Annotated in this window: 12 protein-coding genes; 7 read left to right on the top strand and 5 right to left on the bottom strand. The window is 69.3% G+C overall.

Going from position 1 to position 11343, the window contains the following annotated elements:
• The coding region (locus VFS34_05875; GenBank protein HET9793973.1) for a PTS sugar transporter subunit IIA at positions 1-351 on the top strand (351 nt) is incomplete at its 5' end.
• Positions 352-822: 471 nt separating this feature from the next.
• Here VFS34_05875 and VFS34_05870 read toward each other — a convergent pair.
• Positions 823-1068 carry a hypothetical protein gene (locus VFS34_05870; GenBank protein HET9793972.1) on the bottom strand — a complete coding sequence of 82 codons (246 nt, stop codon included), beginning with the start codon at positions 1066-1068 and terminating at the stop codon, positions 823-825.
• 127 nt (positions 1069-1195) lie between these two features.
• Between VFS34_05870 and VFS34_05865 the strand changes: the two genes are divergently transcribed.
• A complete protein-coding gene (locus VFS34_05865) occupies positions 1196-1558 on the top strand; it encodes a response regulator (protein HET9793971.1) in 363 nt (120 codons plus the stop codon).
• Between the two features lie 225 nt (positions 1559-1783).
• On the opposite strand, the gene VFS34_05860 is transcribed toward VFS34_05865, so the two are convergent.
• Complete coding sequence (locus VFS34_05860; GenBank protein ID HET9793970.1) at positions 1784-2341, bottom strand: c-type cytochrome; 558 nt, start codon at positions 2339-2341, stop codon at positions 1784-1786.
• A 56-nt stretch (positions 2342-2397) separates the two neighbouring features.
• Positions 2398-4617 (bottom strand): FdhF/YdeP family oxidoreductase, encoded by a 2220-nt coding sequence (locus VFS34_05855; GenBank protein ID HET9793969.1) that lies wholly within the window; start codon positions 4615-4617, stop codon positions 2398-2400.
• A gap of 113 nt (positions 4618-4730) precedes the next feature.
• Here VFS34_05855 and VFS34_05850 point away from each other — a divergent pair, with 113 nt between their 5' ends.
• From VFS34_05850 to VFS34_05830, 5 genes are read left to right on the top strand one after another with little or no spacing between them, the layout of a single operon-like run.
• A complete protein-coding gene (locus VFS34_05850; protein HET9793968.1) occupies positions 4731-5426 on the top strand; it encodes a hypothetical protein in 696 nt (231 codons plus the stop codon).
• A 38-nt stretch (positions 5427-5464) separates the two neighbouring features.
• Complete coding sequence (gene pxpB, locus VFS34_05845; protein HET9793967.1) at positions 5465-6151, top strand: 5-oxoprolinase subunit PxpB; 687 nt, start codon at positions 5465-5467, stop codon at positions 6149-6151.
• Positions 6148-7062 carry a biotin-dependent carboxyltransferase family protein gene (locus tag VFS34_05840; protein HET9793966.1) on the top strand — a complete coding sequence of 305 codons (915 nt, stop codon included), beginning with the start codon at positions 6148-6150 and terminating at the stop codon, positions 7060-7062. The genes pxpB and VFS34_05840 overlap by 4 nt, the downstream gene beginning before the upstream one ends.
• Complete coding sequence (locus tag VFS34_05835; protein ID HET9793965.1) at positions 7059-7832, top strand: 5-oxoprolinase subunit PxpA; 774 nt, start codon at positions 7059-7061, stop codon at positions 7830-7832. The genes VFS34_05840 and VFS34_05835 overlap by 4 nt, the downstream gene beginning before the upstream one ends.
• Positions 7832-8866: an NAD(P)-binding protein gene (locus VFS34_05830; GenBank protein HET9793964.1), complete on the top strand. Its 1035-nt coding sequence runs from the start codon at positions 7832-7834 to the stop codon at positions 8864-8866. The genes VFS34_05835 and VFS34_05830 overlap by 1 nt, the downstream gene beginning before the upstream one ends.
• Positions 8867-8916: 50 nt before the next feature.
• Here the strand turns inward: VFS34_05830 and VFS34_05825 are convergent, their stop codons facing one another.
• Together VFS34_05825 and VFS34_05820 are read right to left on the bottom strand one after the other, a co-directional pair.
• On the bottom strand, positions 8917-10932 hold the full coding sequence (locus VFS34_05825; GenBank protein HET9793963.1) for an APC family permease: 2016 nt from the start codon (positions 10930-10932) through the stop codon (positions 8917-8919).
• 46 nt (positions 10933-10978) lie between these two features.
• A partial coding sequence (locus tag VFS34_05820) for a hypothetical protein (protein ID HET9793962.1) occupies positions 10979-11343 on the bottom strand: 365 nt, incomplete at its 5' end.

The following is an 11343-nucleotide window of genomic DNA, read 5'->3' as shown; positions in this document are numbered from 1 at the left end:
ATCATGGAACGGGAAAGCCTTTACAGCACCGCGCTTCATCCGGACGTCGCGTTTCCGCATCCCCGCGAACCCGAGAAATGCCCGTTCGGCAACGACCAAATCGTGATCGTCCGCGCTGAACGGCCGGTCGAGTTTTGGGAGATGCACGGATACCGACCCAGAATCGTCTTTCTGCTCCTCGCGCGAACGGTGTCTCTGCAGCTTCTCTGGGAAGCGCGGCTCAGTTACCTTCTGCACCAGGAAAGCTTCGTCAACAAGTTGCTTTCCGCGAAATCTTCTCGAGGCTTCTACAACCTGTTTGTCCCATCGAAAACACGCCCCGGTCGCAGCGCAAGTAGTCTCCCGAAGTAACCGAGGGAGGAGGCTCGCGCGACATTCGCTTTGGCGTTCTTGTTTTCACGCGGATCCTCAGATCGCGCCGTAGCCGAAACCCCCGTTGAATGCTTTGAACTCCTTTTTGAACTCGTCTCTCGCGCGCGCGAGGGAAAGCGGGTTGTAAGATGTTGAAAAGATTGGTGGAGCTGAACGGGATCGAACCGTCGACCTCCTGAATGCCATTCAGGCGCCCGGCCGCGTCAAACCGCGGTCAAATCCGAAATCTCAAAATCCGCGTAAACACGGAAGAGAAAGGGTCGAAGCCCACCCGACATAGAGACTGAAAATCCCTGCGTCGGCGGTTCGCCGCGCGCGAAAAAAGGGCCGGCCGCTCGGGAACGGCCGGCCGGAGTTCAGTCCCGGGACGACAGTGAGGGGAAACTACCCGGAATCCGCGCGAGGGCGATATCGAAAACTTGACGAGAGACGGGGCACGAGCCTCCGGGGCTAGCCGGTGGTGCCGTGCGAGGAGAAGAGATCGCGCCCCATCGCTCCCGCCGGAACGTCGGACCATCGCCGCCGGTCGTGCTCGACGCCTTCTTCGGAAGCTCCCTGCCTTCGTTCCGGGCCGCGGTATCCCCGGAGGTGTTTCTCGAAGACGTCGCCGCAGGAGCGGCAGTAGTAGATCCCCCGGACGGGGAAGAGCTCCCCGAAGCGGAGGCACCGTTTGCATTGACCGGTGAGAGCGGGCATCGACAGCGGGTGACGCAAGTCTCGTGCCTGATTCCGGGGGCCGGCCGAGCGTCGAAGCGCGGAGAAACTTTGGGTGGACGGAGCGGGCCCGATCGTCGACAATCGAAGCGCCATCGTTGGGGGAGAAATGCCGGGTACCACCGTTCTCGTCGTCGAAGATGATCCCGATGTCCTCGAAGTGATCTGCGAGATCCTGCAGCAGGACGGGCGCCGTCCGGTCGCGGTCCACAACGGCCGGGAAGCGCTCCAGGAGCTTCGCTCGGGACTGCGCCCGTGCCTGATCATCCTGGACATGCTGATGCCGGGAATGGACGGGTGGCAGTTCCGGAGAACCCAGCAGGCGGACGAGAGCATCGCGAAGATTCCGGTCGTCGTCGTGTCCGGCGTGAAAGCCGCCCGGAACAGCGCCCTGCAGGGGGGCGCGGTCGCATTCCTCCCGAAACCGGTCGTGCCGGAGGCGCTGCTTTCGGCGGTCGCCTCCGCCTGCTGAATCGTCGCCGGAACGACGCTCGCAGAGCTCGGATCGTTCCGGCTCCCGCATCGCGAACCTCCTCCGCTCGGTTACTCGCGGAGACTTTTCGCGATGCGGCCTTCCGCGGCTCGGGCTCATGCCCTCGACCGCTTCGGCGCCCGGCCGGGGCGAATGAGAGCCCGGGGGACGTCGCCGGAACGACGCTCGCGGAGCTCGGATCGTTCCGGCTCCCGCATCGTTCTCCTATTTCGCTTCGGGAGCCGGCTCCTTGTGGTGCTCTTCCCCTTCCTCGCGGCCCTTCTTCAGGCTCGCGACTTCCGCGTCGCTGAGCTTCGGGAGGTGGCGCACGAAGGCGACGATCTTCCAGATCTCCTCCGGCGAGTGCGTCGGCGAAAACGCGGGCATCCCGGTCGCGCGGACGCCGTTGGAGATCACCCAGAAGAGCTGTCCGTCCGACATCCTCTGGACGTCGTCCATGTCGAGCATCGGCGGCCCCGGGTTCAACCCCTTCGCGAATTCCGATGTGTCGACGTCGCGCGCGCCGTGGCAATCGAGGCAGTTCTCGCGGTAATGCGCCAGTCCCGCCGCCGCGGCCGCCGGGTCGGACGCGAACGGGTTGGTCGCCGAGGGGGCGTGCTTCTCGATCGATCGCGTGGAAACCGTGAAGAGCCAGTGGTCGATCCGGTCGTTCCACCCGCCGTGCCGCGCCGCGGCGACGTCGATGCGGCCGGTGGAGGCGACGATGATCGCGCCCGCGACGATCGCGACGGCGCCGATGAGGACTCCGAAGAGAAATCGCATCGAGACTCCTTTCCGAAGCCCATCCTAGCGAGTTTTTCGAAGGGTTCGGGACGCCTTCAGGAAGTCGGCCGGCCGCCGCCGGGGGAAACGGGGATCTTCGAGAGCGTGACGGCCGCCGTGTAGTCGGGCTCGAGCGAAATGGGGTCGAGTCGGCCGCCGGCCAGGAGGCCGCCCGCCTCCGGCCAGTGGACCTGCAGGTCCCCCTCCCGGATCGGCGCGACTTTCGCGAATCCTTCGAAGCGGCCGGTGTCGGACGTGAGCCGCACCGGTTCTCCGTCGGCGATCCCGAGCCGGCTGGCGTCGCCGGCCGAGATCAGGACGTCGAGGCGTCGGGCTCCGTTCAGCGGGTCGACGTCGTGCTGGATCATCGAGTTGAACTGTTTTCCCCGGCGCGTCGAAACCATGAAGATGTCGCCCGCGGCGCGCGCATCCCCGAGCGAGATTTCCGAGAATCGCGCTTTGCCGTCCGCCGTGGCGAACACCCCGTCCGAGAAGAGCCGCGCCCCGCCCCACTGGAAGGAATCGCCCTTCCGGCGGAGATTCTCGATACCGGCATAGAGCGGAATCGCCCTCCCGATTTCCTGGCGGAGCTGCGCCGAGCTCTCGATGCGCAGCCGATCCGCGAAATCGGGTCGGACGCGCCGGGCCACGTCGGCGAAGACCTGCCATTCGGGACGGGCGCCGGACACGCGCGGTCCGGGAATCTCCGGCGAGAAGATGATGCGCCGCTCCGTCGAGGTCTCCGTTCCGCCGCCCGGAGACTCGTAGCGCGTCGTCGCCGGAAAGAGCACGACGGTGTCCCTGGGCGGGACGAGCATCTGGCTCGAGAGGACGATGTCCTGGTGGATCCGGGTCCCGACCCTTTCGAGGGCCTCCCGGGAGCGGCGGGGCTCGGGAAGCGTTTCGAGGAAATTGCCTCCCACGATCCAGAAGACGTCGATTTCTCCGCGGCGGGAGGCTTCGACCTGCTCGGCGGCCGACAACCCCTCGAAATCGGGCAACGGAAATCCCCAGATCTCGGCGAACCGGCGGGACGCGGCCTCCGGCAGAGCGGGAACGCAGCCCACCTCGGCGCCTCCCTGCACGCCGGAATGTCCGCGGATCGGCATCAGGCCGGTCTTCTCGCGTCCGACGTAGTGGCGCGCGAGCGCCACGTTGACGAGGGCTTCGATCGTCGGGGTTCCGTGCGCATGCTGGGTGAGCCCCATCGACCAGACGAACACCGCGTTCTTCGCGTCGCGCAGCGTCTCCGCGAAGCGCCGCATCTCCCCGCGGGAGAGGCCGGAATCCGCCTCGAGCCGGTCGAACGCGAGCGCTTCGACGGACGCCCGCGCCGGACCGAATCCCTCCGTCCGCCGCGCGACGAAGTCGCGGTCGATCCATCCTTCCGCGCAGAGGATCTTGAACACTCCCGCGAGGAAGGCGAGATCGCCGCCGGTTCGCACCGCGTACCAGTCGTCGGCGATCCGCGTTCCGAAGAGGGCGGACTCGGGAAGCGAGGGCACCCAGTACCGCTTCATTCCCGGTTCTTCGTAGGGATTCACGACGGCGACCCGCGTGCCGCGCCGGCGCGCGCGGTCGAGATACTTCATGCTGACCGGCTGGTTGTTCGCGGCGTTGCTCCCGAAGAAGACGACGAGATCCGATCCGATCCAGTCGGCGTAGCTGCAGGTCGTCGCGCCGTAACCGAGGGTCTTTTTCATGGCGGACGTGGACGCGGAGTGGCAGAGCCGGGCCGAGTTGTCGATGTGGCTCGTGCCCATGAAGCGGGCGGCCTTCTGGGCCGCGTAGTAGTGCTCGTTCAGGATGCCGCGCGACGTGAGATAGACGGCGACGCGGCGAGGATCCGATGCGCGGATCTTCTCCGCGGCGGCGTCCAGCGCTTCTTCCCAGGAGACGACGCGGAACCCGCGTTCACCCGCGCGGCGGAGCATCGGTTCGGGAAGACGGCCGAGCGCCCGCAGCTCGCGGCCCGAGAGCGGCTCGAGGCTTCCGGCGTCCCGGAGCCGCTCCGGATCGAGGGGGGGAGCGGTGTTGAGCCGCAGGAGCTCCAGCCGGACCATGCAGAGATGCGTGCCCGGAATCGTCCAGTCGCGCATTCCCGACGTTCCGAGGGCGCACCCGTCGCACGTTCCGTCCCGGAGGAGGCGCCAGGCGTAACCGAGCGCGTCCCGGTTCTCCCAGGCGACCCGCGCCATGTCGCGGTAGTGCGCGGGCTTCGTCTCGCCCGCGCCGGTCGGAGAGAGGGAGGCCCAGAGGGAAGGTCGGATCGCCATGGGCCGCATTGTAGCGACGCGGAAGGAGCCCCGTTCCCCGCGGGCCCTGCTCTTGCATTCGCAACCGGCGGAATGGCCGAGTCGAGCGCCGGGTCAGGCGTACAATCGAGGGCATGAAGGCGGCGGCGGTTACCCTCGCCATCCTGCTCGCGCCGGCGCTTCTGCGGGCCGAGTACAAGATCGTGCTGCACGGAGGCGTCACGTACTGGACGAAGACGAAGCCGGCGGAACGAAACGGAGCCTACGTCTTCACGGCGACCGACGGGACGCTGCTCTCGGTCCGCAAGCGGGACGTCGCCTCCATCGGCCAGGCGGAGGCTCCCCGCATCGAGAGCACGATGGAAGCTCCCGGCGAGATCTCTCCGGTCGACGCGGCCCGCCGCCAGCGCGCCCTCGCGAAGTCGCTCCGCGAGCGGCCGAAGAACATGCCGCAGAACACCGACGCCTACCGGCCGGGAGTCGGCGTTCCGTATCCGGCGGGAACGAACGACTACGTCGTCGGAAAGACGTACGCGCCGCCGCCGGGGAGCACGGTCTATTCCGGGGCGGCCCCGACCGACGAGGTCGCGCCGACCGGGAACGCCCCCGGGGAAGCGCCGACCGGCGTGCCGTCGGGCGACGCGCCCCATGCCCCTCCTTCCGTGAACGCGACGGCGACGCCGGCTGCGCCGCCGCCGCCGGGCCCGACGGCGACGCCGCCTCCGACGGAAGCGCCTCCTCCGACCGAAACCGCTCCCGCGCCGCCGCCCGCCCCGCCGGCCGCGCCACCCCCTCCCCCCGCCGAAGCGCCTCCTCCTCCGGTGCGCTGAAAATTCCCCCGCCGGAAGCCGATCGATAAGATCGCTCCATGCGCGTCGTGCGTCCGGTCGGAGAGGGAGCGGTGCTTCTCGAGTGGACGAGCGTTCCGGAAGCTCTCGCCGGCCGGAAGGCGCGCGCCGTCGCGGCGCACCTCGAGTCCCGTCCTCCCGGCGGCGTGCGGGAATGGACGCTCGGAGCCCGCTCGCTCCTCGTCGTCTTCGAGCCGGAGCGATTCGACGAGCCGGCTTTCGTTTCCGCCGCGGCCTCGTGGGAGAACGACTTCGCGGCGATCGCGGAGGGAGCGCGGCACGAGATCCCGGTCTGTTACGGCGGAGCGGGCGGAATCGATCTGGAGGAGCTCGCTGCGGAACGGGGGATCTCGCCGGAGGCGTTCGCGCAGATGCACTCCGCCGCCGAGTACCGGGTGGCGTTCCTCGGGTTCGCTCCGGGATTTGCGTACCTGACGGGCCTTCCCGCCCCGCTCGCGGCCGCGCGGCTGGCGACGCCCCGGGTTCACGTGCCGTGGGGATCGGTCGCGATCGGAGGTCCCTACACGGGGGTCTACCCGGATGCCGGGCCGGGCGGCTGGAGGCTCATCGGCCGTTCCCCGTCGGCCCTCTTCGACGCCCGGCGCCGTCCTCCCGCGCTCCTTTCGCCGGGCGACCGGGTGCGCTTCGTCCCGATCGAAGAGTGGAAGTTCGCCGCGCTCGCCGCGTCGAGGGGACTTCGCGGATGAGAGGCGTGCGCGTCGTCCGTCCCGGATTCTTCACGACGGTGCAGGACGCGGGCCGGCGGGGAGCGAGCCGCTGGGGCGTGCCGGCGTCCGGGTTCGCCGATCCCTTCTCCGCCGCGGCGGCGAACGCGCTCGCTGGAAACGCCGCGGATTCGGCGCTGCTCGAGGCCGCGCTCGGCTCGGTGGAGCTGGAATCCGTCGGGACGGTGGCGATCGGAGTCGCCGGAGCGGCCGCGGTCGTCGCGGTCAACGGCGCCGTGGCGGACCGCGACCGGACGCTCGTTCTCCGATCGGGCGATCGACTCTCGATCGGTCCGGCGACGGCGGGACTCCGCGTCTACGTCGCCGTCGGCGGCGGAATCGCCGTTCCTCCCGTGCTGGGAAGCCGCTCCGCCCTCGCGCCCTCCGCGCTGGGGGGGTTCGCCGGGCGAAAGCTGGCCGCCGGGGACGAGCTCCCGGCCGGGGACGCGCCGGCCGCGGAGGTGCGTTCGGTCGCGTCGGGCGCGCTTCCTTTCGACACCGGCGTCGTGAGGGCCCTTGCCGGCCCGCAATGGGACTCGTTTCCGGAAGACGCCCGGCGCCGCTTCTTCGGAGCACCCTTTCGCGTTTCGCCGCGGTCCGATCGCCGCGGCGTGCGGCTCGAAGGAGACGGCGTCGCTCCGGCGACGGGAGAGATCGATCCCGAAGGCGTCGTGGTGGGTGCCGTCCAGGTCCCGGCCGGGGGCGGGCCGATCGTCCTCATGCCCGACGGGCCGGTGACGGGCGGTTATCCGAAGATCGCGGTCGCCGTTCGCGCGGATCTGCGGGTTCTGGGACAATTGCGGCCGGGCGACATGGTGCGCTTTCGCGAAGTCTCGCGGACCGAGGCCCTCTCGGCGGACCCCGGCGGCCGTCCGCGGGAGGAACGCGCGTGAGCTCCGCGGCCCGCCCTCGCGAGATCGACGTCAACGCGGATCTCGGGGAAGGATTCGACGACGACGCGATCCTTCCGTTCCTGTCGTCGTGCAGCATCGCGTGCGGCGGCCACGCCGGCGACGCGGAGACCATGCGCGCGACGCTCGCCGCGGCGGCCCGCCACGGTGTCGCGTGCGGAGCCCATCCGGGGTATCCGGATCGGGCATCGTTCGGCCGTCGCGAGCTGCCGATGACCCTCGCGGAGCTCGCCGCGTCCGTCCTCGAGCAGATCGACGCGCTCGCCCGCGCCGCCCGTGCCGAGGGGGTCGCCCTCGGACACGTCAAGCCGCACGGGGCGCTGTACCACGTCTGCCATCGCCGCCGCGATGCGGCGCGCGCCGTCGCGGAAGCGATCGCCCGCCGGCATCCCCGGCTCGCGGTGGTCGGGATGCCCGGCTCGATCCTCCTCGACGAGTCGGTGCGCGCGGGTCTGCGCTCGGTGGCGGAAGGGTTCGCCGACCGGCTCTATCTCGAGGACGGCACCCTGGCACCCCGCGGGAGCGCGGGCGCGGTTCATGCGTCGCCGGAGCGCGCCGCGGAACAGGCCCTCTCGATCGCCCGCGACCAGACCGTCATCGCGGCGAGCGGCGTGGCCCTGCCGGTCCCGGCCCGGACGATCTGCCTCCACGGCGACAGTCCGGGCGCGGTCGGGATCGCGCGCGCGGTGCGCCAGAAGCTGGAAGAGGGAGGCTTCGCGCTCCGTCCGTTCACGTCGCGGCCGCACCCGTGATGGAGGCGGCGCGGGAGATCCCGATCGTGGGCGCCGGCCCGGCCGGTCTCGCGGCGGCGATCACCCTCGCCCGGCGGGGTCTGCGGCCCGTCGTCTGGGAGCGCCACGCCGAAGTCGGCGCGCGGTTCCGCGGCGATTTCCAGGCGATCGAGAACTGGACGTTCGAGAAGGACGCGCTGGACGAGATCTCGGACATCGGGATCGAGGCGTCGTTCTGCCACGTCGTGGTCCGCCGGGGCGTGTTCTTCGACCGGAGGGGTCGCGCGCGGACCGTGCGGTCGGAGCGCCCCGCGTTCTATCTCGTCCGCCGCGGCGCCGAGCCGGGAACGCTCGATCGCGCGCTCGAGCGGCAGGCGCTCGAGGCCGGGGTCGAGATCCGTTACGGGCGCGCCTGTCCGGACCTCCCGCCGACGGCGATCGTCGCGACCGGGCCGAAGGGCCGCGACGCCGTGGACGCCGGTTACGTCTTCGAAACCGATGCCGAGGACGGCGTCTGGGGGGTGTTCTCCGACCGCCTCGCTCCGGGAGGGTACGGATATCTCCTGGTCGCCGGGGGAAGAGGAACGCTCGCGTGCTGTCTCTTCGAGGATTTCGAGCGCGCGCCCCTCTATCGCGAGCGCACGCTCGAGTTCTTCCGTCGGATGGTGCCGCTCCGGATGGAGTCGCTCCGGCCGTTCGGGGGAGCCGGGAACGTCCGCTGGCCGCCGAAGGCGCGCGACGGCTCGCGGCTCTTCGCGGGGGAGGCCGCCGGATTCCAGGACGCACTCTGGGGGTTCGGGATCCGCTCGGCGATCGTGTCGGGCCACCTCGCGGGGACGGCGCTCGCCGACGGGCGTCCGGAAGAGTACGACGCTCTCTGGCGCCGGCGGCTCGGGGGCTACGTCGCGACGTCGCTCGCGAACCGGCGCCTTTTCCGATGGCTCGGCGAATCCGCTTACGGGTTCCTTCTGCGGCGAATCGCGCGGCAGGACGGGCGGGAGTATCTCCGGAAACTCTACGCTCCGAGGCTCTGGAAGAGGCTCTTCGCCTTCTGAATCCCGCGAGACCCGCCGGGCGAGGCGGGGCTCCCCGCCCCGCGCGCCGGCTAAGCGACCGAAGGCGCGTGCATTTCGCGTTCGGTGACCCGGATCGGCAGGACCACGCTCTGCAGTCCCGAGAACTGCAGGCGGCGCTGGATCGCGTGCGCCGTCTCGTTGTGGAGGAACCGGTGCACGAACCGGTCGCGCTCGAAGACGAGCTTCCCGAGGAAGAAGATCGTCCGCGGAAACTCCTTCCGCACCTCGAGCGCGAGCTTCTCCGCCTCGTCGACCGCTTCGGTCCCGAGCGAGAACCGGTAGTCGGCCTTCATCCCGAGCTTGCGCGCGAAGGCGACGTACTGCCGGAGGGATTCCTCCGTCGACTCGCGAAGCGCCTCGATCTCCGATTCCCCCTTGAACTTCGCGGAGTCGATGACGCCGATCGAGACGAAGAGGTAGTTCTCGTAGTGATGCGGGAAGAGGGTCTGGATCGAGAGCAGCGAGTGGATCCCGATCCCGTTGAAGCCTCCGACCAGGATCGCGGCGGTCGGCGCCTTGCGGTCCATCGGCTCGTTTTCGACCTGGTGCTCGTGGAGCGGCACGCTCGTCAGCACCTGGTCGAGGTATCTCAGCCGATCGCGCACGTTCGCGTAGTGCCGATGGATCGCGAAGGCGGCGAGGATGAAGCCGCTCGTGACCGCGACCGTCACCCACCCGCCGACGAGGAACTTCTCGTACAGGGTCACGCAGAGGATCGAGAAGCAGAGGACGAGCCCGGTCAGGTGGACGGGAAGGTTCTTCTTCCACTGCGGGAGCGTCTTCCGGTCGCGGATCCAGTGGCGCGACATGCCGAGCTCCGTGAGCGTGAACGTCAGGAACACGTTGATCGCGTACATCGTCACGAGGAGGTCGAGACCGCCTCGCGCGTAGAGGAGGACGGCGCCGGAAGCGAGGCCGATCAGCAGGACGCCGTTCTTCGTCACGAGCCGGTCCGAGAGCTGCGCGAAGCGATGGGGAGCCCACGAATCGACGGCCATGTTCGCGAGGACGCGGGGTCCGTCGAGGAATCCCGTCTGTGCCGCGACGAACAGGAGCATCCCTTCCGAGAGGAGCGTCGCGACGACGAGCCACGATCCGACGGGCGCGCCGGCGAGCTTCCAGGGAGAGAACACGATCTCGGCGAGGATCCCGTTCATCGTCTTCCCGGGGGTCGGACGCGCGTGAACCAGGAGGTAGGAGAAGAGGATGCCCCCCGCGGTGAACGCGAGGGAGAGCGCCATGTAGAGCATCGTCTTCTTCGCGTTGTGGACGCGAGGCTCGCGGAGGATCTGGACGCCGTTGGAAACGGCCTCGATGCCGGTGTAGGTCCCGCCTCCCATCGAGTAGGCGCGCAGCAGGATGAACAGCATCGGCACGAAGCCGAGCGTTCCCGCTCCCGCGTGGAAGTCCTGCGCGGTTCCGTGGAAGACCGCCGGGAGCTGGCCGAATCGCCCGAGGATCGCCGTGAGGATCAGCACGAGATGGGTGACGCAGAAGATGAGGAAGATCGGCAGCAGGAAGGTGACGGACTCCTTGACGCCGCGCAGATTCAGGACGACCAGGCACACCAGCACCCCGACCGCGGTCACGAGCTTCAGGGAATGGTAGTGGAGAGGCAGCAGGTTGAAGATCGCGTCCACGCCGGAGACGACGGACACCGAGATCGTCAGGATGTAATCGACGATCAGGGCGCACCCGGAGACCACGCCCACCCGCGGCCCGAGGAGCTTCGTCGCGACGAGATACCCGCCGCCGCCGCCGGGGAACTCCTCGATCAGCTTGCTGTAGGCGAAGGAAATCACGAAGACCGTGAAGGCCGTCATTCCCGCGAGAATGACCGCGAGCGGCGCGTGGGAGCCGAGCGCCTTGTACGCCTCTTCGGGACCGTACGCGGACGACGAGAGACCGTCCGCCCCGAGTCCGACCCAGGCGAGGAAGGCGATCAGCGAGACGTGGTGGAAGACGCCCGGGTCGGTCGCCCGGAGAGGCTTGCCGAGGACGATGCTCCTCAGCGTCGGGCGGTTCCCGTCTCTTTTGTCGGGCATGGAAGCGCGATTCTCTCCGAAACGCCGGGGCGTTTCCACACGCCGTTCAGCGCGAAGAGGCGGCCGGCGGAGCCGACTTCAGTCGACCGAGGAGGTCGCGGAATCGAGGCCGATCCCGGAGCGAGGCGAAATCGGCGTCCTGCCCGAGCGCGTCCCCGTCGCGGAATCCCAGGGCCGCGGCCCGGTCGAGCTCGTCGAGCGCGCGGTCGGGACGGCCGGCGAGCGCATGAATCGCCGCGAGCTCGTAGGGGGGCCACGGGGAATCCGGGCGCGCGTTCGCGGCGATCGACACGCAGAGGCTCGCGCGAGTCCAGTTCTTCTCCGCGCGGTAGCCGCGCGGAAGATAGAAAACGGCCTGCACGAAGATCTCCGAAAGAAGCCTCTCCGCCGCGAGCGCGTCCTCGGATCCCG

The sequence above is a fragment of the Thermoanaerobaculia bacterium genome, assembly GCA_035717485.1.
In the GTDB taxonomy this organism is placed as follows: domain Bacteria; phylum Acidobacteriota; class Thermoanaerobaculia; order UBA5066; family DATFVB01; genus DATFVB01.
Note: the sequence above shows the minus strand (reverse complement) of the source record. Positions and strands in the feature narration are given on the sequence as shown.

What these genes read in the sequence shown, in the direction of transcription:
- VFS34_05870 (HET9793972.1), bottom strand. Translation starts at nt 1,068, where the DNA reads ATGCCCGCTCTCACCGGTCAATGCAAACGGTGCCTCCGCTTCGGGGAG.
- VFS34_05865 (HET9793971.1), top strand. Translation starts at nt 1,196, where the DNA reads ATGCCGGGTACCACCGTTCTCGTCGTCGAAGATGATCCCGATGTCCTC.
- VFS34_05860 (HET9793970.1), bottom strand. Translation starts at nt 2,341, where the DNA reads ATGCGATTTCTCTTCGGAGTCCTCATCGGCGCCGTCGCGATCGTCGCG.
- VFS34_05855 (HET9793969.1), bottom strand. Translation starts at nt 4,617, where the DNA reads ATGGCGATCCGACCTTCCCTCTGGGCCTCCCTCTCTCCGACCGGCGCG.
- VFS34_05850 (HET9793968.1), top strand. Translation starts at nt 4,731, where the DNA reads ATGAAGGCGGCGGCGGTTACCCTCGCCATCCTGCTCGCGCCGGCGCTT.
- pxpB (HET9793967.1), top strand. Translation starts at nt 5,465, where the DNA reads ATGCGCGTCGTGCGTCCGGTCGGAGAGGGAGCGGTGCTTCTCGAGTGG.
- VFS34_05840 (HET9793966.1), top strand. Translation starts at nt 6,148, where the DNA reads ATGAGAGGCGTGCGCGTCGTCCGTCCCGGATTCTTCACGACGGTGCAG.
- VFS34_05830 (HET9793964.1), top strand. Translation starts at nt 7,832, where the DNA reads ATGGAGGCGGCGCGGGAGATCCCGATCGTGGGCGCCGGCCCGGCCGGT.
- VFS34_05825 (HET9793963.1), bottom strand. Translation starts at nt 10,932, where the DNA reads ATGCCCGACAAAAGAGACGGGAACCGCCCGACGCTGAGGAGCATCGTC.